Consider the following 23,317-nt stretch of genomic DNA (forward strand, 5'->3'; position numbering starts at 1 on the left):
CATCCGGCCGGCGCTCTCTACTATGAGCGTCAGCGGAGGTACGCCATGCTGACCCACCCTTCCATCGTTTTAACGTTGCGCCGTCACCATCTGTTCAGCCAACTGCCGGAGAAAATCTTCGAGGAAGTCTGCGGCCTGGCGATGCTCAAGCGCCTGGCCTGTCACAGCACACTCATGCACCAAGGGGACCCGGCCAAGCGCTTTTTCCTGCTGGTCAGCGGCCAGATCAAGTTGTATCGGCTCACGGGCGAAGGTCAGGAAAACCTGGTGGAGATCATTCAGCCGGGCCAGACCTTTGCCGAAGCCCTGCTGTTCAGCCAGGCCCGTCTCTACCCGGTGAGCGCCACGGCGCTGAAGGACAGCGTGCTGGTGAGTATCGAGGGCAGCCATTACCGCAACGCCCTGGAAGACCAGCCGAAGGTTTGCCTGGCCATCCTGGCGAGCATGAGCGTTCACTTGCACCTGCGTCTGCGCGACATCGACACCTTGACCATGGCCAGTGCAAGCCGTCGGGTGATCAATTTTCTGTTCCAGGAACGCAACCCGATCAGCGGCTTGATTGTCTTGCAGGTGTCCAAACGCCTGGTCGCCTCGAAGTTGGGTATTCAGCCGGAAACCTTTTCGCGGATTTTGCACCGTCTGGTGGACAGCGGCCTGATCGCGATGGAACGACGCAACATCAGCATCCTCGCCGAAGAGGATCTCGCGGCATACCAATAGACGCAATTGACCGCAGTCAATGCGCAATGCCAACGGCCTTGCACACTGAAGAAGTCCATCCATGGAGAGTGCTCATGCCCCGTTCAACCTTGCCTCTGATTTACTCCTGCTCAGGCTGCTCCAACGTCGCCCAACTGGCCAACACCTTGGCCGTGCGGCTTGATCGCAGCGGCCTGGCTGAAATGTCCTGCATCGTCGGGGTCGGCGGGCATGTGGCGGCGCTGGTCAACAAGGCGCGTTCGGGACGGCGGATTTTTGCGTTGGATGGGTGTCCGCTGCAATGCGTTGAAAACTGTTTGAAGCAGCATGGGCTGCATGCTGATGTGCACTTGATTCTTAGCCATTACGGGTTGCGCAAGCGTTATGGCGAGGACTGCACGGAGGCGCAGGGGGATGAGTTGTTTGAAGGGATCAAGCAGTTGATTGCGAGTGATGCTCGGCAGCATGAAAGCCGGCAGGAAACGATGGCCTAAGGGACAACGAAATTCAAAACTGTGGGAGCTTGCTCGCGATGCCGGCGGTACATTCAACATTGATGTCGACTGTTCCACCGCTATCGCGAGCAAGCTCGCTCCCACAGTCGATCGGGGTCGCAGGTTCTACTGCGCCGCCAACCCCTTCCCGGCCCGCTCCAGATTGCGCCACAACCAAACAGGCAGAACATCGGGATCAAGACTGTCGATCAAGTTCTTCAGCGCCAGCCCCAACTCCGTATCACCCTCAATCACCAAACGCCTGCGAAAAAACAGCGTATCCGGATCTTCCTGACGGCTGGCCAGCAGTAAAAACTCGCGCCAGTTACCGCTGATGGTCACATGCGCCGTGGCGTGTTCGGCAATTCGCAACCCTTGACGGGTCAGCGTCAGGAACCAGGACAAACCCAGGTCCGGGATCCGCAAGCACAACCAACGCCCTCGCAGCACTTCAAATTCACCATCGCGTAACGGCTCGGCAAGGCAACGATTCAGCGCCTGCTGCAACGCCAGACGCTGCACCGCAAAAGGCACCCGGCGCACCAACGGCAACAACCGGTCGGCGCCTTTCAACAACCACTTTTTACGATTCAGCACAGGCCAACCTCCTCGACGCGCAACATGCCGGCCTGACCATGCCAGTAGCCGTTGCAACCGTCGACGAACAGCGGCGGTGTCTCGCCCAGACGAACCCGTTGATAGGCGGCAATGACCTCGGCCATCCCCTGAGCGCGAGGGCTCAGACGCAACAGGTCGGCGCCACAGGCCAACAACCCGGTGTAATCCGCCAGCAGATTGGTCACCTCGGCCGACATCGTTTGAATACCGTTGATGGTGAACAACGCCTGCCCTTCCTGACTGGTCAACGGCAGGCCGTCGGGGTAGTTGAGACAGCAAAACCGGCAGTCGTCCTTGGGCAAGTTTTCCGCCCGAGCGGTGAAGCAGCGTGCGGAATAGGCCAACGGCAAATGCCCGTAAGCAAAGATCTCGACTTCCGGCGCCTCACGGCCCAGTTCGCGCACCTGCTCGAGCACATCGCCAATCAACGCCGCCGAGCATTCCACCGGTGGCACCCAACGGGTCATCCCGCAGTCCAGCAGTTGCGCCAGCGTATGACCGTTGTACAAATTCAGCGCCGGGCCGCCCACGAATGGCAGCTTGCGCTCGGCCAGAAACTGCACCGCGCCCATGTCGTTGGCCTCCACCAACAATTGGCCGTTGTCGCAGAGCCGCCGCAGGCTGGAAAGTTCGGAGGCCGCTTCGATCAGCGTCAGGCTGGAGATCACCAACTGTGCCTGGCTGCACTCCTGCAACTCGCGCCCCAGACCCAGCCATTGATCCAGTGAAAAGGCCCGGCGTTTCGAACACACGGTTTCCCCCAGATAAATCACATCCAGGGGCAAGGCCGACATCTCGGCGTAAAAGTTGCTGAGTTGCTCTTTGTCCCAATAAAACAGGACCGGTCCCAGGCTGAGCTTCATGTCGCCTCCCTCATTGCCATGATCGATGGTAAGCACCCAGGGTGGTCTGGCTGCCTTCGGACAAACCGGCCAGCACCCGGCGCCATTCCTCCTTGACCCGAAAACTGCCCGGCGAGCCACGATGGGCATCCAGTGCCGCGCGCCAGACGCGGGTGACTTGTTCGACATAGGCCGGACTGCGTTGCCGGCCTTCGATTTTTACTGCTTCAACGCCGATGGCCGTCAATTCCGGCAGCAAGTCAAGGGTGTCGAGGCTGGTGGGTTCTTCCAGCGCATGAAAGCGTTTGCCGCCGACCAGGAAGCGGCCTTTGCACAGGGTCGGGTAACCGGCGGGTTCGTCAGGGGTGTAACGATCGATCAACACTTCACTGAGCCGTGCGCTCAAGCCGTCGGCGTCGTCGCTCCAGCGCACCGCTTTGGCGGGCGAACAGACGCCACAGAGGTTCGGCGACTCGCCGGTGATGTAGGAAGACAGATGGCAGCGCCCTTCAGCCATGATGCACAAGCTGCCGAAACCAAAGACTTCGATAGGCACCGGGCTGCTCGCGGCGACCTGACGCACTTGCGCCAACGACAACACCCGAGGCAGCACCGCGCGACGAATTCCGTAGCGCTGCGCGTAAAATTCCAGGGCCGCGGCATGGGTTGCCGAACCCTGGACCGACAGGTGCAACGCCAGCTGCGGATGCCGCTGGCTGGCGTAGTTGAGCACGCCGGGATCGGCGGCGATCAATGCATCCACGCCGAAATCGGCGGCACGATCAACCGCCCGCTGCCAGCGCTCCCAGCCCTTGGGTTGCGGGTACGTGTTGACCGCGACGTAGAGTTTGCGTTGATGCTGACGGATGTGAGCGACCGCCGCATCGAATTGTTTGTCGTCCATGTTCAGCCCCGCGAAATGCCGGGCATTGGTGTCATCGCGAAAACCGACATAGACGGCATCGGCGCCTTGGCGCACCGCCGCTTTTAGCGCAGGCAGGTTCCCTGCCGGGCAGACCAGTTGCATGGGTAATCCTCATGGAAAAACGCGTCTCGACCCTCAATCGATGCCAGTGGCGCAGCGATCGAAAAAGGCGCTGCCAGTCTAGCGAGACCGGCAGGCAGAGCCTTGACGGCAATCAATTGCCATCAATGCATCAGGTCAGCAAAGGACAGGAACATCACGTTGTCGTGCTTGAGCACTTGCTGCTCGCACTCGATCACCGCCAGCCCGTCGGCCCAACACGCGGCAGTCAACATCGCCGAGCTTTGCTGAGGGTGCAGCTCCACGCTCAACTGGCCGTCAGCGCCCGGGGTCAGCCGAGCCCGCAGGTACTGCCGACGCTTGTTACGCTGTAACCAGTCGAACCCGGCGGGCACGGCCATTGGCACCGGCAACACGTCTTTCACGCCCTGGGCCCTGAGCAGGAATGGACGCACCACCACCAACGCGGTAATCAGCGCCGCCGAAGGATTGCCCGGCATACCGATCCAGGGTTTGCCGGCCACTTCGCCGAAGGCCAGCGGTTTACCCGGCTGAATGGCCAGCCGCCAGAAATCCAGACTGCCGAGCTCCTCGATGGCCTGTTTGAGGTGATCTTCCTCACCGACTGAGACGCCGCCGGAACTCAACAGCAGGTCGCATTCCGAGGACGCCAGGCTCAAGGCATGCCGGCTGGCGGCCAACTCATCGGCCATGACGCCATAGTCGTGCACCTCGACGCCCCAGCCGCTCAACAACGCCGCGAGGCAGTAGCGATTGCTGTTGTAAATCTGCCCGGGCTCCAATGAGTCGCCCGGCTCACGCAGTTCATTGCCGCTGCTGAGCAAGCACACCTGCAGCGGGCGGTAGACCTCGACCCGCGCGATACCTGCGCCGGCCAGCAACCCCACTTCCTGCGCGCGCAGCCGCTTGCCGGCCTTGAGCAACAGGTCTCCCCGGCGAACCTCCTCGCCTTCCTTGCGCACGTGATCGCCAGCGCTTACGGGCGGGAACCAGACGCGTTCGCCATCGATCCGGCAGCGTTCCTGCGGGACCACCGTGTCGGCACCCGGCGGCAATGGCGCACCGGTAAAGATCTGCACCGCCTGCTGCGCGAGCAAGGGTGAGCACGCCGCGTCACCCGCCGCGATTCGCCCGCCAATAGACAAACAACCTCCGTCCGGTGGCAGGTCTGCGGCCCTGAGTGCGTAACCGTCCATGGCACTGTTGTCCCAGGCCGGCAGGTTGACGGGGGAATGAATGTCCGCCGCCAGCACCCGCCCCAAGGCTTGATCCAGACCGATCTTTTGCGCCAAGGGCGGTGGCGGTGCCTGATCCAGCAGACGGCTGATGGCTTCGTCCACGGGTATCAGGTGGCCGAGGTCACACACCCGGCCGGTCATGAGCGGGGCTCGCAGGCGTCGATGACCCGTTGCCCTTGCGGTTTCAAATGCGGGGCGAAATTGCACGGGCCGGTGCGGCTGTCCAATTGTTCGAGCAGGATCTGGTTCCAGGCGGTTCGACACGCGCCCGGCGAACCCGGAACGCAGCACACCAGCACGCCGTTGCTCATGCCGGCCAACGCCCGTGACTGCAGACTGGACATGCCGATTTCCGCCAGGGACACCTGACGGAACAATTCACCGAAGCCTTCCACGTGTTTGTCCAGCAACGGCAGGACCGCTTGTGGTGTGTTGTCGCGCGCGGTGAAACCGGTGCCGCCGGTCATCAGTATCACTTGAACCTGAGGGTCGGCGATCCAGAGAGAGACCTTGGCGCGGATCTGATAAATGTCGTCCGTGACCAGATCACGATCGATCAATACATGCCCGGCCGTTTGCAGCAAATCCGTCAGGGTCTGCCCCGAGGTGTCGGTGTCAAAGGTGCGCGTATCGCTGATGGTCAGCACGGCAATGTTCAGGGGTTCAAACGTGCGTTGCGCCAGATGGGCCATATCCAAGCCTTCCCGTAAATGAGGGTATGGGACAAAGCCTGAACCGGAATGGCGAGCGAGCCTATTCCTCCAAGGAGGTACCTCGTCAGGGACATAAGAAGATTGTGTCGGGCACACAAAACCTGTGGGAGCAAGCTCGCTCCCACATTGTTATCCATCGCTGCGGGTTTTGCGCAATGGGGCTCAAGGTGCCAGGCGATTGCGTTGCCATGCGCCATCGCGCAAACGGTAATCGAGACGGTCATGCAAGCGGTCGGCGCGACCCTGCCAGAATTCCAGACGCTCAGGGTGCAGGCAGTAGCCGCCCCAATGCTCGGGCCGCGGCACGGTCTTGCCGGCAAAACGCTGGGTGATTTGTATCAACAGCGATTCAAGCTCGGCCCGATTGGCCAACGGCCGGCTTTGCGGCGAAGCCCAGGCGCCCAGGCGACTGTCCTGTGAGCGGGAATCGTAGTACGCATCCGACAGCGTCGGGTCGAGCCTGGAGACCTGGCCTTCGATCCGCACCTGACGCTCCAGCCCCGGCCAGAAAAAGGTCATGGCGGCATGCGGGTTAACGGCCAGTTGCTGGCCCTTGTCACTCTGATAATTGCCGAAAAATGTGAAGCCTTCATCGCTCAAGCCCTTGAGCAGCAGGACCCGACAGTGTGGGCGACCTTCACTGTCGACCGTCGCCAACACCATGCTGTTGGCTTCGACAGGCGCGCGCTCGGTGTCGCGGGCCAGTTGCATCCATTGCCGGAACATCGCCATCGGGTCGTCCAGCGCCGACTCGTCTTGCAGGCCAAAAAGGGTGTAGTTGCGGCGCATCTGTGCCAGGGAAAGAGGCATGACGGTGATCTCCAAAAAGGTTCTGCCCAGTGTGCGATGCACTGCGCAAGACCACCTTGACCACCATCAACACTGAGCACACCCCGCCTTATTTGAGGCGCAGACGCCGAGCCAGTTTGTGCAGGTTGCTGGGATCGACTTCCAGAATCCGCGCGGCGCTGGCCCAGTTTTCCCCGGACAAGCTCAAGGCCTGAAGAATTTTCTTGCGCTGGTAATCGTCAACCGCTTCGCCCAAGGGCTGGAACGGCGTATCAGTCGTATCGTCCAGGGGACTTTCGACCTCAGCGCCCTGCCCGCCCATGGCACTGTCGAGATCCAGAATCTCGGGCTCCAGCGTCATGATCAGCGTACGACTGGTGCCGCGACTGAGCTGCTTCAACGCGGCTCGGCTGATCACATGTTCCAGCTCCCGCACGTTGCCCGGCCAGCTGTACGTCAGCAGCGCTCGCTCGGCCGCCGGCGACAGACGCAAACCGCGCAGACCGAGCCGCGTCCGATTGAGTTCAAGGAAATGCCCGGCCAGCATCAACACATCGTTGCCCCGCTCGCGCAGCGGCGGGATCGGCACCGGATACACCGAGAGCCGGTGATACAGATCGGCCCGAAACAAGCCGTCGCGGATGCTGTCCGGCAGGTGCCGGTTGGTCGCGGCGATGATGCGCACATCGACATGCAGCGGCTTGTCGGCGCCGAGGCGCTGGATCTCGCCGTTCTGCAGGGTGCGCAGCAGCTTCGCTTGCACGGCCAATGGCAATTCACCGACTTCATCGAGAAACAACGTGCCACCGTTGGCGGCATCGAAACGTCCGGCACGGTCACTGGTGGCGCCGGAAAACGCACCTTTGACATGACCGAACAACTCACTCTCTGCCAGAGACTCCGGCAACGCGGCGCAATTGACCTGCACCAGCGGCTTATGACTGCGGCGCGACAGACGATGCAAGCGCCGGGCGAACAGCTCTTTGCCGACGCCTGTCTCGCCCAGCAGCAACACTGGCAGTTCGGAGTCGGCCAGTACGTCCAGTTCATTGAGCAACTGATGCAGCACCTCACTCTGCCCGAGGATTTCACCTTCATCAGCCGGCCGCCGCACGTCTTGAATATCGCTGCGGGACAAGCGCAGGCTACGGTTTTCCTGCTCAAGCCGGGTGACTCGCACGGCGGCTTCGATCTGCAAGGTGCAGCGCTTGAGTTCTTCCCGCGCACGGCTGTCGAAGGTCCCGGCGTGCAGCGCATCGAGGGTAATCGCGCCCCAGATCCGCCCCTCCACGTATAGGCTCACGCCCATGCAGTCGTGCACTGGCATCGGTTCGCCGGCGTGATTGTCGAGCAAGCCGTCATAGGGATCCGGCAGGCGACTGTCGGGCTCGAACCAGGTGGGTTCGCGCGACGCCATGATCGCCGCCAGCCGCGGATGCTGGGCGATGACAAACCGGCGGCCCAACGCTTCATGCACCAGCCCCACCGTCGCGACCGGCCTCAGACTGTCGTCATCCAGACGCAGCAATCCCACGGCGCCACTGTTGAAGTACTCGCGCAGGGTCTGGACCAGTCGTTGCAACCGCACAGCATTGGGCAACTCGACAATAAGGTCGGCCGCCAGGCTTTCACGCAGCATGGTAGTTATTACCCTCTATGGTTGGATTCACCCTAAAGCGTCCGGGTGTCTATCACCACAACTAAAAATTAAGCCATATTTTTCAATACGTTAAATATGGCATGCCGGATGCAATGAGCCAGGGGAACCGTTGAAATCCAAACAAGGAACCCATATGAGCCTGACCCTACTGGAACAAAGCCTCGGCCAACTGGCCTGCGACATTCCCGGCGCCACGCGGATTTTCCACACTTTCAAACTGGACTTCTGTTGTGGCGGGCATAAAAGCCTGCGTGAAGCGGCCGCCAGCAAAGACCTCGATCCGGTCCTGATTGCCGATGCGCTGCACCGGTTGCAAGACACCGGCGAAACCCAACACGACTGGCGCAGCGAACCGTCGGAGCTGTTGATCGCCCACCTTCTGGCGCGCTACCACGCCCGCCATCGCGAGCAACTGCCGGAACTGATCCGCCTGGCCCGTCGCGTCGAACAGGTCCATGGTGCGCGCAGCAGCTGCCCCAACGGCCTGGCCGATCTGCTGACCGACATGCAACAAGAACTCGAAGGCCACATGCTCAAGGAAGAACAAGTGCTCTTCCCGATGCTGCAACAGGGCATCGGCCCTCAGGCCGCGCCGCCGATCCAGGTGCTGCGCTTTGAACATGATCAACATGGCGAAGCCCTCGAAAAACTGCTCGCGCTGACCAACAACATCACCCCGCCGCCCGATGCCTGTAACACCTGGCGTGCCCTTTATCGTGGGCTGCTGGAGTTTCGAGATGACCTGATGCAACACATCCATCTGGAGAACAACGTGTTGTTTGTTAACGCCTTGAACCGTCGTCATTGATCGATTGCCGCTCACACCCGACCCGCGCCAGCCCATCGGTTGACGCGGGTTTTGTCTGTCAGGGATGGCCGTGCGATCAACCGTGCCAATAGAACATGGCCTTGGCCAGGATCACGATCAACACCATGTGTCCGAGAATGCTGCGACGAATCCAGCTGGCGCGGGTCGAGGTCAGTCGTGCGCTTTTCAGCCAATACGCCAGCAGGAAGTAATGGCCGATGATGCTCAGGGCCAGGATGATCTTCAGGCTCAGCAACGTGCCAAAACTGCTGGCCAGCGGCTGACTCAATACACCACGGTGTTGCCACGCCAGGCTGATGCCGGCGCCATACAACAGCAACACCACGCCATGCAGCACCTTGCGCGAACGCACTGCAATCGCTTGATCTGCGGTCGTTTGCGCGGCATCCGTCAACTGCTGGCGGGCGCGGTGCCAGATCACCACTTCGAAAAACAGCGTGCCGATGAAGGCAATCGCCGCCAGCAAGTGGGTGACCAGTAAAAAGGGATATAACACCGGCAGCCTCCATCAGTTCATTTGCTTAGCCTGGATGACCGTCGACCCGGGCCCGCAGCAGCATCGGCCCATAACGCCAGGCGTACAGTGCAAACGCCAGCGCCCAACACAGACCGGCCAGCCACAACGCAGGCAGGGGAAAGAACAGGATCAACACGACCCGGCTCAGACACGCCAGGTTGAGCAAAATGAACGCCAGGGTCATGCCCGACGGTGGTTCCAGCGCGCGGCCGGTGTGCCCCAGGCTGACCCGCGCAATCATCGCCAACACCAGGCCGCCCATGGCGCCGATCGTCAGGCAATGCACCGCCAGACTCGGGTTGATCGGCACGCCGAAATGCCACAGCGCCATTCCGAGACAGGCCACCGCCAACCAGGCATAAGCCAGGTACAACGACCACAGCAACGGCACGCGCCAGAGGGCGCGGTCATGCCAGCGAACCAGGCGCACCAGATGCCCAGCGGCCAACACGGCGAACAACAGGCCGACCCAGAGATTGGGGTCAAGCGCAGGTCCGGCGGCATATAACAACGCCACGAGGGGCGAGCCAATCAGCAGCAGCCAATCCAGCCACGGCCAGGGAGTAACGCCATCGACCTTGCCGAGGCCGCGCTGGATGAAGAACGGAATGACGCGCCCGCCGATCAAGCCCATCATCGCCGCCACCAGCCAGAGGCCGGTCAGCACGCCTTGACGCTGCCAGCCTTCATGACCTTCAACCAGGCCGTACAGGGACAACCCGTCGGCCGCCGCTAACAACAGCAGCACAACCGCAATCGGGTAGTTACGTTTCTGCCGCACCTTCCACAAGGTGAAACCCATGAGCGCGGCCACCGCCAGCGGGAACGCCAATTCCAGCACCGCAAGCACCGGCCACGGCGCATTGACCAGCCAGGCCACGCGCGCCAACAACCACAGCAACGCCAACGCGGCCAGTGGTCGCCCGCTGATGCCGGGACGACCGGTCCAGGTCTGCACGGCCGTCAGTAGAAAACCCGCGATGATCGCCAACCCGAACCCGAACAACAATTCATGTCGATGCCAGCCCAGCCAGCCACCCGCCGGCTGCCAGCCGGAAAGCGCACCACTGAAGGCGGCCAGCCAGAGCGGAATGGCCAGCACCGCCAGAAGGCAGCCTGCGAGGAAAAATGGCCGAAAGGCCAAACGTAACAACGGCGCGATTGCCATCGCTTTACGGCGGTCGAGCACTTGCATAAAGCCACTCCTTTACCTTGCTGCTGACCTGACGCTAACCCGCACGCGTCGAAGTAAGTCCGGGGGCAATGATCGGGTATTGGCGATCAATTGCCTTTGTCGCAGATCAAGTGTGCAAGGGGCGTGCCCCGATGCTGATCCGCGCCGGTGCCAAGCCCCGCGCGCCATCGAAGAGATCCATTCAGGGTACAAATGACCCTTTAATGGTTAATTAAACCCTAAACCTCGTGGTCGTTTTTACCCTCTTATCTGTCTACCCCAATAAACAAGGGCCTCCAGGCATGGCCCGCGTCTTGCTCAAGCTTTCAGCAATCAAAGAAACCTTGATCCTTCTCGATCCCCAGGAGTTGTCATGAAAAAAGTCATCCAGCCACTGGCCTGGTTTGTGGTGTTGACCTCGGTTCTGGCGTTGGACAGCGGCGTCTCGCTGGGCCTCGTTTGACTTGATCGCCCCCCTCCTCAACCTTCAGGATGAATTCTTATGGTGCTTCATCGCGTCCATCACCAGATTCTGCGCAGTCATCACTTGTTCGAGCCGTTGAACGAAGAACAGCTGGATGAATTGATGAGTACCAGCCACTTGTTAAGCATCGACAAAGGCGAACCGTTGTTCCGTCAGGGTGAGCCGGCAGACTCGTTTTATTTCATCATTGCCGGAGCGGTGAAAATCTACCGACTGACACCCGATGGGCAGGAGAAAGTGTTCGAGGTGATCAGCGATCGGCAAACCTTCGCCGAGGCGATGATGCTGATGGACACCCCGAACTATGTGGCCTCGGCCGAAGCGATCTGCCCGACTCAGCTCTATCGGTTATCCAACAACACCTACATGCGCCTGCTGCAGAGCAATAGTCGGCTGACTTTTGCGCTGCTCGGCAAACTCTGCGTTCGCTTGCATCAACGGGTCAACGAAATCGAAACCCTGTCACTGAAAAACGCCACCCACCGGGTCGTGCGCTATTTGCTGACGCAACTGGTGCGCCAGCAAACCGTTGACAGCCAATTCGAGCTGCCGATGGCCAAGCAATTGATTGCCGGGCATCTGTCGATCCAGCCGGAAACCTTTTCGCGGATCATCCGTCGCCTGATCGATGAAAACATCATCACCCAGGACGGCCGCCAGATCGCCATTCTCGATCGTCTGCGCCTGGAACAGTTCGAGTGAGTGACATGCCCGTCTGTTTGTATTGCCAACACGCCAACCCACCGCAGGAATCCGAGTGTCGCCAATGCGGCATGCCCCTGCCGGCAATGGCCGCACATGCGGCGCAGCGTCGTCTGCGCCGATTCATGTGGTTCTGCATCGGCCTGGCACTCTTCTGCGTGACAATGTTTTTCTGGCTGCCACGCAGCATTTCCTGAGCCACACCGCCATTTTCAATCCCACGCATCTCCCCTGCAGCTGGCGCAGCCTGCTGCTACAAGGGAAGTCGGCATCAAGGTTGGGTCAGCTGACGGTACAACTGCGGCAAGCGCAGGGGTAATTGTTCGGGCTGGCGGATCAAGGTGTAGCCGTTGGCGCCGAACATATAAGGCAGGTAATCCCCGGCCTCGCGGTCAATCGTGATACAGAACGGCGTCAACCCTTGGCGCCGCGCCTCCAGCACCGCCTCGCGGGTGTCTTCGACACCGTAGCGCCCCTCATACAGATCCAGATCATTCGGTTTGCCATCCGTCAGCAGCAGCAACAGTTTGCTGCGTCGTTTGCTCTTGCCCAACAGTTGGGTGGCCTGGCGAATGGCGGCGCCCATGCGTGTGTAATATCCCGGTTTGAGCCCTTGAATGCGACCTCGGGTGTTGTCGTCATAGCGCTGGGTGAAAGACTTGAGTTCTTGCATGCGTACTTGATGACGACGCAGCGAAGAAAACCCGTACAGGGCGAAATCATCGCCGAGCACCGACAGGGTTTCGCCGAACAGCAGCAAGCTGTCGCGGATCACATCAATCACCCGATGCTCATCGTTCAAGTGGGCGTCGGTGGACATCGACACGTCGGCCAGCAACAGGCACGCCAGGTCGCGGCGTGTCTGTCGTTGTTCCATGAACAGACCACGTTCCGCACATTGGCCATGCTCGCGTTCAACGTGAAAATCCAGCCAGGCCTGCATGTCCAGTTCAGACCCTTGGGGTTGCTGGCGTAACCATTGGCGGTCATTGCGCAGGTGCTCGAACTGGCGGCGCAGACGGTGCGCCGAAGCCTTCAGCCGTGGCGGCAATGGCTGAGCCTCACAGTCGCGGGGCACCATCATTTGCAGATTGACGAAGGCGTCCTGCATCTGCTGTTTGCGATAGTCCCACTCCGGCAACTTGATGCCCTCGCCCAGGGGAATATCGTCGACATCGGCCGGCGGCAAATCCAGGTGCAGCTTGAGGCCGCCACCCTTGCGCAGACGGGTGCGCGACAGGCTCAACTCGTCCAGGTCCTCGGCGACTCTGGCGGCGTCAGGGTTTTCGCTGTCGTCTGACCAGCGATCCAGGTCCACGTGTTCGGTCCAGCTGAACAGGTTCTCCAGGCGCACGATCAACAACCCGCCGTCACGGCTGCCTTCATCGATTCGCTTGGCGCGTTTGCTTCCGCCTTTCTGCTCACCGGGCGGGGTCGTCAGCGACTCTTCCGACTCGTCACCGAGGTCGGCAGCCTGCGGGCTGGCGAGGTTTTGCGGCGGGTACAACCACAGCGGCAGCGGCCATGCGGCCCGTTCGCTGCGGGGAAAATGTTCGACACTGCCGGGCTCGCGTAGCGCCTGGCATAACGCCCGCTCCAGGGCCGCTTCGCCGGTATTCAATGTTGCCGGATCCGGGCGTAGTTGCAGATGGGCATCGACCAAACGTTTGTACCGGGCACGCAACGCGGGATAGCGCCGCAACAGCTGTTGCGTCCAGCGTTGATTGTCCCGCCCCCAGTGCCGCATCTGGCCGGCCTGGGCTGCCAATAACGCGAGCCAACGATAGAGTTCCTCGTTCAATGCGACTTCAGGAAACACCGCGAGGCTCGACGGCAGACGAAGGTTCGTCTCGTCACACCACGCCAAGGGCACTTGTTTGCAGGTGCCGGCGATCTGTTGCAGCACGTTGCGTCGCAACAGCAGATCGCGGTCGCTGGCGGCTTCGACACCGATGCCATTGGCGCCGCCCATGGCGCGAAACAGCAGCGCCAGCGGGCGTTGCTGGCTGGCCAGTTCGACGCGTGCTTCGGGGAAGTCCGGGCTGGCGCGCCGGGTGATAAAGCGATGCCAGACACTGCCAACCCACTCTTCCAGTTCGACGGTAAAGGCCATGGTTTTTTTCCTCTGAAAACCAATGTGAAACGGCCCGCTGTACCAGCCGGGCCGTCCTCCTTCAGGTGGTTATTGACTCACGAACGAACAGCGGATGCGGCAGTCGCAGTGATCCCCACTGGCACCCGCCGCTTGAAGCTGGACAGGTAGCAGAGCAGCCCTGCGAAGAAACCGAGACCGGCGCCCAGACGAGCCCAGAACAGCACTTGCAGATGATCGACAGTGGCCATGAACGGTAACGCGACGCCATCCACCGGCCAGCGTTGCAGATAGATCTGCACGACACCGGCAGCGGTGAGCAGCAGCGTGATCATTACCATCGACAGGGTCATCAACCAGAAGCCCCAGATCTCGAGTTGCTGCGAACGCTCGTCCGCTGCCTCGCCGAGCCCTCGCAGTTTCGGCATGGCATAGCTGATCAAGGTCATCACAATCATCGCGTAAGCACCGTAGAAGGCCAGGTGACCGTGAGCCGCCGTTAACTGCGAACCATGGGTGTAGAAGTTGACCGGTGCCAGGGTATGCAGGAAACCCCAGACGCCAGCGCCGAAGAAGGCGGTGACCGTGGTGCCCTTGGCCCACAACGTGGCCGCGCGGTTCGGGTGGTCCCGCCGACGGTTCTTGACCATGCTGAAGGCGAATATCACCATCGCCAGGAAGGGTAGCGGCTCGAGTGCCGAGAAGATTGAACCGACCCACAACCAGACCTCAGGTGCACCGATCCAGAAGAAGTGGTGACCGGTACCAATGATCCCCGTTATCAGCGCCATGGCGATGATCACGTAGAGCCATTTCTCCACGACTTCGCGGTCTACCCCGGTGATCTTGATCAGTACGAAAGCGAGCATAGAACCCATGATCAGTTCCCACACACCTTCAACCCAAAGATGCACCACCCACCACCAGTAGAACTTGTCGCGGGCCAGATTGCCGGGGTTGTAGAAGGAGAACAGGAAGAACACCGCGAGCCCGATCAGCCCGGTCATCATGACCATGCTGACGGTGGTCTTGCGCCCTTTGAGCAAGGTCATGCCGATGTTGTAGAGAAAGCCCAGGCAGACCACCACAATGCCCATCTTGGAAATGGTCGGCTGTTCGAGGAACTCTCGACCCATGGTCGGCAGCAGCTCGTTGTGGGTCAGCTTGGCCAAGCCGGCATAAGGCACCAGCAAGTAACCGAGGATCGTCAATACGCCAGCGGCGGCGAACACCCAGAACAGTATGATTGCCAGCTTCGGACTGTGCAGTTCGCGGTCGGCCTCTTCCGGAATCAGGTAGTAGGCAGCCCCCATGAAGCCGAACAATATCCAGACGATCAGCAGATTGGTGTGCACCATCCGCGCCACGTTGAAGGGGATGATCGGAAAGAGAAAGTCTCCGATCACGTATTGCAGGCCCATGATCAAACCGAACAGTATCTGACCGAGAAACAGAATCAGAGCAAACACGAAGTACGGTTTGGCCACGGATTGCGAGGCGAATTTCAGATGCGGATTAGCAATGCTCATCGCTTAGCCCTCCTTGTTTGGCGGCCAGCCATTGGTGTTGATTTTCGAGCTCCATTTGAGGAACTCGGCGATGTCATCCACCTCCTGGTCACTCAACTTGAACTGAGGCATCGCGCGACGGCCCGGTACGCCCAGTGGCTGCATCTTCATCCAGGCATGCAGGAAGGGTTTGAAGCCCGCCTCTCCGCCGCGCCGCTGGAACACGTTACCCAGCTCAGGCGCGAAGTAGGCGCCCTCGCCCAACAGCGTGTGGCAGCCGATGCAATTGTTTTGCTCCCAGACTAACTTGCCGCGCTCGACTGATTTGGTTAACAGCGCTTCATTGCTGCGCTCTGGAAAGGTCTGTTCCGTGTGATAGGTCAAAGCCAGGAATATCAGGAAGAAGAAGATGCTTCCCCCGAAGTAAATATTCCTGGCCATGCCTTTGGTGAAGGTGTCTGACATGGTCGCTTCCTCTTTGCTAGGCCCGTCCATCATAGGAAGCGAAGGGTTGAAACCTGCTTGATGGCGATCAAGAAAGTCAGATGGTTTAGGTCGGGTATTCGCTTCAAGAAGCCGGTCGCCTTAGCTGTGGCTAAGGAACGTGTTCCCCTCGATCCGGATTACCGGAAGCGTCCTACGCTAAATATCGATTCGTCTGACTGCGCCATTTAGTCGATCCACGCAAAGTCCCGTGCCTTCAAATAGACACAGGGACATGTGGATGCTCAGCGATGCCAAGCAGGTCGATTTCAAACTCGACATTGAAGGTTTTCCCCACGACCTTCAGGTCCTCGAATTTCGCGCCAAGGAGGACTATGCCTTCCCAGGGCAGTTCACTCATCGTGATCGCGGTAAACATCTGGCCAATCGGGCATTGGAACGCCACCGTGCCGATTACCAGCAAGCCGAAGGGCGCAGCGATCAGTGCGCCATGCGCTGCGGCCATTTCGTCGACATGTCCAAACACCCCCGCGCTGACTGGAATGGCCTGTGGCTTCTGACTGAAGTCGAACATGTTGGCCTGCAACCCCAAGTGCTTGAGGAGTCGATCACCGATGCCAGTCCGCAGGACGGTTTCAGTCAGGGCTACCGTAACCACTTCATCGCGACACCTTGGGACGTCCTATTCAGGCCGGCTCTTGAACACGCCAAGCCGCGAATAACGGGCAACCAGCATGCCATCGTCACAGGCCCGCACGGCGAAGAGATCTACTGCGACGAATACGGTCGGGTCAAGGTTCAACTGCCGTGGGACCGAGAGGGTCAGCACAACGAACAATCGAGCTGCTGGCTTCGGGTCGCTACCGGTTGGGCCCATGACCGCTATGGCGGCGTGCTGATCCCGCGGGTCGGCATGGAAGTGCTGGTGGGATTCACCGACGGCGACCCCGACAAACCCTTCGTCCTTGGCTGTATGCCCAACGCCTCAACCCCCGTGCCACTGGATCTGCCGGCTGAGCACACCCGCAGCATTTTCCGTAGCCAGAGCAGCCCCGGTGGTGGCGGCTACAACGAGTTGCGCATCGAGGACAGACAAGGCGCCGAGGAAATTGCCCTGCGTGCCCAGCGCGATTTCGTCCAACTCGTGCTCAATGATGAACGCATTCAAGTCGATAACCAACGCACCGTGGTGGTCGGCGGTATCGCCAGCCATGACCTGCGTGGCGAAGAACAGCACCTGACCCACGGCAACTGCCTGACGGAACTCAAACAGGACGATCATCTGTTGGTTCACGGCGACCGCCACGTCCGAACCACCAATCACCTGCTCAATGCCACCCACCAAATTCACCTGGGCGCCGGGCAGCAAGTCGTCATCGATGGCGGAGCGCGCCTGTCAGTCCAGGCTGGCGGTCACTGGCTGACGCTGGGGCCGGAAGGCATTTTCAGCAGCGTACCGATTCTAGTGGGCGGCGCCCCGACCGTGGGTCTACCCGCCGAGCCTCTGATGCCGGGAGCCTTGCCCCTGCTGAAAGTGACGTTCGATGCGGTCCAGCAACGCCATGCGTTGATTTCAACCCGCGCCTCGCGCTGCCTGATTTGTGAGGCCGCCCAAGCATGAACCTCTCGACCTCTCTGCCTGAAAACCTGCCCTGGAGCGAGCAACAGGCTTTCCTGTTGCTGGACGGCGCGACCTTGAGCAATTTGCCGGAGCGCTTGAAACAACTGGACCCCGGTGCGAGCTCCGTTGCGCTGTATGACTGTGCGCCGTTCACTGCGCTGCGGGATATCTCACCGCTGCTGGTGGCGATCGAACAACCTGACGAACCGATTTTTCAGTTCTATCTGCAACAGGCGCACGAAGAGTGGGGCGTGATGCTGTTCAGCACCGCTCCTGCGCATGACGTCGCCCAACACTTACGCAAACTGCTGACCGTTGAATTGCCCGAAGGTCTGCCGGTGGTCCTGCGCCTGGCCGATGCGGCAGTGGCGCAGGCACTGTTTGGCAGCGGCGATCAGCGATTGTTTGGGCCTCTGTCCTGTGTGGTAACCGCCGACGGTGTCGAGGTTAATTGGCAACAGCACCAACCCCGGCTGGCCGAGTGCCCTGAATTGCTAACGCCCTATCGCCTGAGCCCTGAACTGAATGCAGCGCTGGACCGGGTTGATCGGCGCCGCGCGTTGCTCGAACTCGACGCTCATTTGCTCAACTACTTTCCCGAACGCCATGGCGGCGAAACCGTGGCTCAGCGTTGGCCAATGCTTGAACAACTGGAGGCCGACGCCGGCGCCTTGGGCTTGAGCGGCCAATCTGAGCTTCTCCACTACGCCAACATCATGGCCTGGCTGGATGGCTCATCACTCGATCAGCACCCGCACATCAACCGATTGCTGCATACGCCGTCGCTGCAATCCCCCGGCGAGCGCATCGCGTTGGCCGCCGACCTGGCCCAGCGCTGGGCCAGTCAAGGGAGCCGCCCATGACCCACCCTGCCAACCTTGCTGCGGCCGCCGCCTCCAAAACCGCCATCGGCTCACCCGGTGCCTGCCCTTTGCGGCAAACCCATGTGCAGTTGTTGCCCTTGCGTTATGGGCTGGTGGAAAAGCCCCTCGACCCGAGTGCCGAACTGAAGCTGCCGTATGCCCTGACGACCCGCCCGCTGGGTATTCGCATGCTGCGCGATGGCTGGTTGTACGTTATCGACAGCGTGACCGGCCATCTGCATGAGTATCAAGTACTTAACGGACTGGTCAGCGCCCTGCTGCACAAGGGCGCCAAGGTTGCCGACGATCAGCGCACGCCCATCGAAGAGCGTCCTGCGCTGGTGTTTTCAAGACGCAGCACGCTGCATGTGAGCTTCGCCGAAGTGCAGTGGACGGTGGCCAAATGCGCTCAAGTCACTGACAGCCGCGAGGAACGCGAACACTTCATGCAGGCCGTCGATCTCGGCCCGGTGCATTGCCAAACCGGTGGCGAGCATCTGCTGACGGTCGCGCAAGGCAAGCAGTGGCTGGCGGAGATTGCGACCGATCCGGCCCGGCAGGCGCAAGCCGCGCAAGACCGCGCTGAACAGGACACCGAGTCGCCGCCGGACGCCGTTCTAATGCCGACGGTGCACGTCAGCGATGCCCCCGCGCACGAACGTGAACCGTATCTGTGGGAACAGCCTCGGCGCTTTCGCGAGGCGCACATTGGCGAGTTTCTCGGGCGGGTGCGCCCGGCTTATCAGGACGACACCCTGTTTCTCGTGGTCCACGACGACCTCGGCGTATTGCGTGATCTGGCCGAATATCAGGACACCGTGGTCGGCTGGGTCGACGACTGGAGCAATGCCGACCATAACGAACGCGATTACCTGTTGGCCTGTTTTATCGAGTCCCTGAGCCAGCTCAGTCCGGCCGATATCGGCAACCTGGCCGAGGCCAGCAACGATCCGTCGGTCCAGGTGCTTTTTGGCGATCTGGAACAGTTGCCCGAACCGGATCGGGAACACACCCGCAAAGCCTTGCTCGACTACCTGAACAAGGGCGGCAAGGTCGAGCCTACGGGCGTACCGGTGCCACCGGAACTGGAGCAGTTGCGCAAAGAAGCCCATGCCGAAGCGTTCAAATTCGCCAAGTACCAGGGCGCCGCACCCGACTTCACCGCCCACAGCCGCGCCAGTGACGAGGCAGACCGCCGTTACTACGCTCGCCAACATTTCAAGGTTGCCCCCGACGATTTCGTCGAACGTCACCTCGATACCTTGATAAAACTCGGCCAAGAGCAAAACAAACGCATCATCGATGTGCTCGAAGGTTCCAGCTTCAGTGGCAAACGCGGGGTCAACGATTTCATCGACCGCCCCGCCATGGACGCGGCGCTGTTTCAGCATCGCGACGACCTTGGCCGCTGGAACCGCTTGCTCGAACGCATCACCGCTGACCGTACGATGATGGTATGTGCCGGTCGCTACCATCGTTCGGCCTGGTACTACGACGCGCAGGATCAACAGCAACTCCACCAGGCCTTCACCGCCGAATACGCCTGCCTCAAGGACATCTGCCGCAGTGACCACGCCAGCGAAACCCTCCTCGGTTATCTGGAGAAACACCCCGAACTGACCCGGCCACTGTTCTACACCTTGCCCCTGCGTCTTCAGCCAGAACGGGCCGCGCAATACGCCACGTTGTTCAACGCCGGCATGGGGGTGTTCAACAACCTGCCGCACTGGTTGGGCGAGCTGCAGAAAATCGAACAAGCGCACCTGCCAGCCCTCGACGACCTGCCCGAGCATACCCGCGCTGTCGCGGACGCGGCCCAGCACAGCCTCAGCCCGGCGCTGAACCTGGGCCTGAGCCGGGCGCTGGAAGGGTTCGACCTGTCGGCAGAGAAAATCCCCGACCTAGACGAGCTGTTCAGTCGTCTGCCCAAAGCCTTGTCGGGGCGGATACTCGATGCGGCAAAAACAACCGGCGTGACCTTTACTGTCGCCAGCCCGGCAGAACACGCGGCGTTGCAAACCAACCTCAAGGAACTGCTCAGGGAGCGCGATTACCTGAAAACCCTGACCCGCGAACGTAACCAGCTCACCCACAACAAAAACCGCCAAGGGCATAAAACGCCGAGGGCGGTGGAGTTGCAGGGTGAAATCGTTCGGGTGCGTGCGGAGTTGACGCTACTTGAAGGCCGTTTGGCGGGCGCGCTGAGCCCGATTGCGGAGTTGCCGGATCAGTCGGCGCGCCTGTACGGCGCAACGCAGGCTCGGGCGGGAGTGACGGTGGTGTTTCCGCCGGCGCAACAGCGGGAGGTGCGGAGTTTGTTGAAGGATATTCGGCTGGGGGTTCAGAGTGTGCCGAATGCGAAGTTGATCAGAAGCGAGGGGATGGGGTTGTTGGTGTTTTTGGTGCAGGGTGTGAATTTGGTACAGGTCACCCGTGAGCTAACAAGACAATCTAAAGACAAACGAACTTGGGTTCCCTTTGCCAGCGCCTTGGTGGCTACTGGTGTAGCCGGGTTCACCGCGGCCCAAAGTCTTTCCGACACCGCGTTGAAGGCACGTAGCACTGCACTCGTCGCGGGTCTTCAACACCATGCCTTGCAGAATGTGCATGTGCAGATGGGGAAGCTGCATGTTGGATTGGGTTTCTTTACCTACCTTTTTGGTTTTGCATCTTCAATGGTCAGCCTCATCAACCACCACCAGAACTGGCAGCAGGCGACACGTAGCGGGAATGCTGCAGCACAGAATAGTGCAGCGCTCGCGACTGCAGGGGCGGCTGGCATGACGACCGTCAATGCCTATGGTTTGAGTCACACCGGTCGTGCTGCGTTTAACGTGTTGATCGCAAAAAACACTGCTGCAAGAACCGCCGCGTGGGCCGCTGCGGGTACCCGTCTCTCAACCGTGTTTTTCCGCTTCAACCTGGCCGGTGCGTTGTTCACCGTGCTGGAACTGGGCGGCACCTGGCTGTTCAACCGATACAACCTCAGCGCCCATGACAAATGGCTGAAAACCACGCCGTGGAGCCTGGACACCGAGACACGCGGCAACCATACGCTGGATGAATATCAGCGTTATCTGGCCTATTTGCTTCACGCCCCGTATACGCAACTGGGTCCGAACAAGCATGACGCCTGGCTGAAAAATCTGCTGTTAAAGGCCAAGCCCAAAGACATCCATCTGGTGCTGCCAGGGCTCAAGCTCAATGATTTTCAGCCGCCCCTGAGCGGTCAACCGGCTCATCGCCTGGGGATCGGCGCTCACCGCATATCCGTTCCCCTCCACAGTCGCGGTGTACCGCGCGAGCGCAAGGACGTCATCAGTGAGGAAGTCGCAAACAGCCTGCGCATCGTGCAAGCAGAGCCAGATCGGTTGGTGTTATGCCTGCAATACCCGCTGGACCCTGATGCTGAATTTACGCCGGCGTCCGAAACGTTGGAGCTGGCGGTCTGTATCCAGACCTTGAACGCCAACGGCGCGTGGGTTTCCCACATTCGGGTCATCCGCCTGAACCCTCGGGGCGACGGCCGCTTTCCGGCGTTGGCCCCTCAATCCGTTACCGAGCATCCGCCCATGTTGCTGGTTGAAACCCATTTGCTGGAGTTGGCCGACCATGCCGCACAACCTTGATAAGCCGATGCCTGCGCCGCACCTTGAGCAACCCCGAAAAGCCGGAGATGTAGAGCCGTTTCTAAGTGGGGAAATCACTTATCTCGCGCCGTTGCCACTGCCGACAGCGATGCCGCCGCATGGTCCGCATATCGGGGAAATGAATGACGTGTACATGGACTTTGGCTTGGGATCGCCCCAAGTGTTTTCATGGCAGCTCATATTAGGAGGACCATTCAGTGGTGCCTTCTCGATCGCATTTTTGATACCTCTATTTGGCGGCTTCATGTTCTTTGTGTTCGGCATGGGGTGGGACGATATTTCTCATGCCATAGAAGGGGTTTTCAATGAGGCCTACGGAATAGCCCTGATAACCGGCTTCTCTGCCTTGGCGATCCTCCTCTGCACTTGGCGCCACACCCACAACAAACGCGCCGCCATCATCCCCACCCGTTTCAACCGCCAACGCCGCGAAGTCTGCTTCATGCCCGAAGACGCCACCGACCCCGTCTTCGTCCCCTGGGAGTCCCTCTCCGCCTGGGTCATCGAAGCCCAAGGCGCGACCCAATACGGCATCCACCGCCAGTACGGCATGGGCATCGGCTTCCAGCACGGCGAGACCCTGACCAGCGTCGAATTTCCCTGCTTCGGTCTTTCCTTGGCCATCAGCCACTGGGAAGCGATCCGCGGCTACATGGAATACGAAATACACGACCTCAAATCCATCCAGGACCCGCTAGACCTGCAAGGCCCCGACGACCCGCCCCACGAAGGCCTGCACACTTTCCACAACGCCCGCGCCCGCATGCACCAGCAAATCCGCGACGGCCAACGTGGTCGAGTGTCCGGCTTCTTCTGGTACCTGTACCACGTCATGACCCTATGGACGATTCCCAACCACCTGACCGAATGGGAAGTCCGCCGCCTCCAGAAAATGGCCCCGCACGCCTTACCCGAAGTGATGCGCCAATGGTCCGAGCCGTTACCGAAGGAACAATGGGCCAAGCCAAGTGAAGAACTGCTGCGCATGAGCGCACAGGTCCGCTCCCTGCACAAACGTCAGCCGCGCCGACCGATCACCGAGATTTTTGCCGAGGTCCAGCGCTTGAACCCGACCGACAAACATCACGCATGAGTTATTGCAGGTTAATTAACCGACCAACACCAGCGTCAACCCCACAACCACCGCCAACACCAACGCCCAGCTCAACATCAACCGCCGCCACAGTCGCGGCGCATGGCGCATCTCCATGAAGCCGTCGGTGATCAGCCACGCCTTGCCGACCGCCACCAACAAAATGGCAATCGACAGCAACCACGTCGCACCGGCCTGTGCCAGCACCACGGTGCACACACTTAACGTCGCGAGCGCCGCCCAACAGACGAGCAAAACCCTGGAAACAGTCATGAGAACCT

21 protein-coding genes and 1 pseudogene are annotated in these 23,317 nt (G+C 60.4%); 9 read left to right on the top strand and 13 right to left on the bottom strand.

Annotated elements, in window-relative coordinates:
- Positions 1–45: 45 nt before the first annotated feature.
- Together ACYZT7_RS18560 and ACYZT7_RS18565 are read left to right on the top strand one after the other, a co-directional pair.
- A complete protein-coding gene (locus tag ACYZT7_RS18560) occupies positions 46–720 on the top strand; it encodes a Crp/Fnr family transcriptional regulator (protein ID WP_462037700.1) in 675 nt (224 codons plus the stop codon).
- Positions 721–794: 74 nt separating this feature from the next.
- On the top strand, positions 795–1,193 hold the full coding sequence (locus tag ACYZT7_RS18565) for a putative zinc-binding protein (RefSeq protein WP_223430089.1): 399 nt from the start codon (positions 795–797) through the stop codon (positions 1,191–1,193).
- A 126-nt stretch (positions 1,194–1,319) separates the two neighbouring features.
- Here the strand turns inward: ACYZT7_RS18565 and ubiT are convergent, their stop codons facing one another.
- The 7 genes from ubiT to norR form a co-directional block, all read right to left on the bottom strand.
- The gene (gene ubiT / locus ACYZT7_RS18570; protein WP_462037701.1) at positions 1,320–1,790 is read right to left on the bottom strand and encodes a ubiquinone anaerobic biosynthesis accessory factor UbiT; all 471 of its coding nucleotides are present in this window, start codon (positions 1,788–1,790) and stop codon (positions 1,320–1,322) included.
- A complete protein-coding gene (locus tag ACYZT7_RS18575; RefSeq protein ID WP_462037702.1) occupies positions 1,784–2,674 on the bottom strand; it encodes a U32 family peptidase in 891 nt (296 codons plus the stop codon). The genes ubiT and ACYZT7_RS18575 overlap by 7 nt, the downstream gene beginning before the upstream one ends.
- A 10-nt stretch (positions 2,675–2,684) precedes the next feature.
- Positions 2,685–3,680, bottom strand: a complete 996-nt coding sequence (gene ubiU, locus ACYZT7_RS18580; RefSeq protein ID WP_462037703.1) for a ubiquinone anaerobic biosynthesis protein UbiU — start codon at positions 3,678–3,680, stop codon at positions 2,685–2,687.
- A 122-nt stretch (positions 3,681–3,802) separates the two neighbouring features.
- On the bottom strand, positions 3,803–5,038 hold the full coding sequence (locus tag ACYZT7_RS18585; protein WP_462037704.1) for a molybdopterin molybdotransferase MoeA: 1,236 nt from the start codon (positions 5,036–5,038) through the stop codon (positions 3,803–3,805).
- Complete coding sequence (gene moaB / locus ACYZT7_RS18590; RefSeq protein WP_462037705.1) at positions 5,035–5,589, bottom strand: molybdenum cofactor biosynthesis protein B; 555 nt, start codon at positions 5,587–5,589, stop codon at positions 5,035–5,037. Before moaB ends, ACYZT7_RS18585 begins: the two co-directional genes overlap by 4 nt.
- Positions 5,590–5,772: 183 nt before the next feature.
- The gene (gene pdxH / locus ACYZT7_RS18595) at positions 5,773–6,420 is read right to left on the bottom strand and encodes a pyridoxamine 5'-phosphate oxidase (protein WP_462037706.1); all 648 of its coding nucleotides are present in this window, start codon (positions 6,418–6,420) and stop codon (positions 5,773–5,775) included.
- A gap of 88 nt (positions 6,421–6,508) precedes the next feature.
- Positions 6,509–8,038, bottom strand: coding sequence for a nitric oxide reductase transcriptional regulator NorR (gene norR, locus ACYZT7_RS18600; protein WP_462037707.1), 1,530 nt, complete (start codon positions 8,036–8,038; stop codon positions 6,509–6,511).
- 154 nt (positions 8,039–8,192) lie between these two features.
- Here norR and ytfE point away from each other — a divergent pair, with 154 nt between their 5' ends.
- On the top strand, positions 8,193–8,867 hold the full coding sequence (ytfE, locus tag ACYZT7_RS18605) for an iron-sulfur cluster repair protein YtfE (protein ID WP_462037708.1): 675 nt from the start codon (positions 8,193–8,195) through the stop codon (positions 8,865–8,867).
- A 76-nt stretch (positions 8,868–8,943) separates the two neighbouring features.
- Here ytfE and ACYZT7_RS18610 read toward each other — a convergent pair whose 3' ends face one another.
- Both ACYZT7_RS18610 and ACYZT7_RS18615 read right to left on the bottom strand, forming a co-directional pair.
- The gene (locus ACYZT7_RS18610; RefSeq protein ID WP_462037709.1) at positions 8,944–9,384 is read right to left on the bottom strand and encodes a CopD family copper resistance protein; all 441 of its coding nucleotides are present in this window, start codon (positions 9,382–9,384) and stop codon (positions 8,944–8,946) included.
- Positions 9,385–9,409: 25 nt separating this feature from the next.
- A complete protein-coding gene (locus tag ACYZT7_RS18615; RefSeq protein WP_462037710.1) occupies positions 9,410–10,600 on the bottom strand; it encodes an NnrS family protein in 1,191 nt (396 codons plus the stop codon).
- A 481-nt stretch (positions 10,601–11,081) separates the two neighbouring features.
- On the opposite strand from ACYZT7_RS18615, the gene ACYZT7_RS18620 reads away from it, so the two are divergent.
- Together ACYZT7_RS18620 and ACYZT7_RS18625 are read left to right on the top strand one after the other, a co-directional pair.
- Entirely contained in the window at positions 11,082–11,765 is a 684-nt protein-coding gene (locus tag ACYZT7_RS18620; RefSeq protein WP_282381557.1) for a Crp/Fnr family transcriptional regulator, read from the top strand.
- Positions 11,766–11,770: 5 nt separating this feature from the next.
- The gene (locus tag ACYZT7_RS18625) at positions 11,771–11,962 is read left to right on the top strand and encodes a protein DnrP (RefSeq protein ID WP_462041824.1); all 192 of its coding nucleotides are present in this window, start codon (positions 11,771–11,773) and stop codon (positions 11,960–11,962) included.
- 74 nt (positions 11,963–12,036) lie between these two features.
- Here the strand turns inward: ACYZT7_RS18625 and ACYZT7_RS18630 are convergent, their stop codons facing one another.
- The 3 genes from ACYZT7_RS18630 to ACYZT7_RS18640 form a co-directional block, all read right to left on the bottom strand.
- On the bottom strand, positions 12,037–13,878 hold the full coding sequence (locus ACYZT7_RS18630; RefSeq protein ID WP_462037711.1) for a nitric oxide reductase activation protein NorD: 1,842 nt from the start codon (positions 13,876–13,878) through the stop codon (positions 12,037–12,039).
- Positions 13,879–13,955: 77 nt separating this feature from the next.
- On the bottom strand, positions 13,956–15,386 hold the full coding sequence (locus ACYZT7_RS18635) for a cbb3-type cytochrome c oxidase subunit I (protein ID WP_462037712.1): 1,431 nt from the start codon (positions 15,384–15,386) through the stop codon (positions 13,956–13,958).
- 3 nt (positions 15,387–15,389) lie between these two features.
- Positions 15,390–15,830 carry a c-type cytochrome gene (locus tag ACYZT7_RS18640; RefSeq protein ID WP_458512398.1) on the bottom strand — a complete coding sequence of 147 codons (441 nt, stop codon included), beginning with the start codon at positions 15,828–15,830 and terminating at the stop codon, positions 15,390–15,392.
- Positions 15,831–16,110: 280 nt separating this feature from the next.
- Between ACYZT7_RS18640 and tssI the strand changes: the two are divergent.
- The 4 genes and pseudogenes from tssI to ACYZT7_RS18660 all read left to right on the top strand — a co-directional run.
- A pseudogene (gene tssI / locus ACYZT7_RS18645) lies at positions 16,111–17,430 on the top strand (type VI secretion system tip protein TssI/VgrG); the annotation flags it as partial.
- Complete coding sequence (locus ACYZT7_RS18650) at positions 17,427–18,293, top strand: DUF4123 domain-containing protein (RefSeq protein WP_462037713.1); 867 nt, start codon at positions 17,427–17,429, stop codon at positions 18,291–18,293. The pseudogene tssI and the gene ACYZT7_RS18650, both read left to right, overlap by 4 nt.
- Entirely contained in the window at positions 18,290–21,922 is a 3,633-nt protein-coding gene (locus ACYZT7_RS18655) for a toxin VasX (RefSeq protein ID WP_462037714.1), read from the top strand. The genes ACYZT7_RS18650 and ACYZT7_RS18655 overlap by 4 nt, the downstream gene beginning before the upstream one ends.
- A 265-nt stretch (positions 21,923–22,187) precedes the next feature.
- Entirely contained in the window at positions 22,188–23,036 is an 849-nt protein-coding gene (locus tag ACYZT7_RS18660) for a hypothetical protein (RefSeq protein WP_462037715.1), read from the top strand.
- Between the two features lie 15 nt (positions 23,037–23,051).
- Here the strand turns inward: ACYZT7_RS18660 and ACYZT7_RS18665 are convergent, their stop codons facing one another.
- Complete coding sequence (locus ACYZT7_RS18665) at positions 23,052–23,309, bottom strand: cytochrome C oxidase subunit IV family protein (RefSeq protein WP_462037716.1); 258 nt, start codon at positions 23,307–23,309, stop codon at positions 23,052–23,054.
- Positions 23,310–23,317: the final 8 nt, after the last annotated feature.

This window comes from Pseudomonas sp. RT4P38, assembly GCF_054897765.1.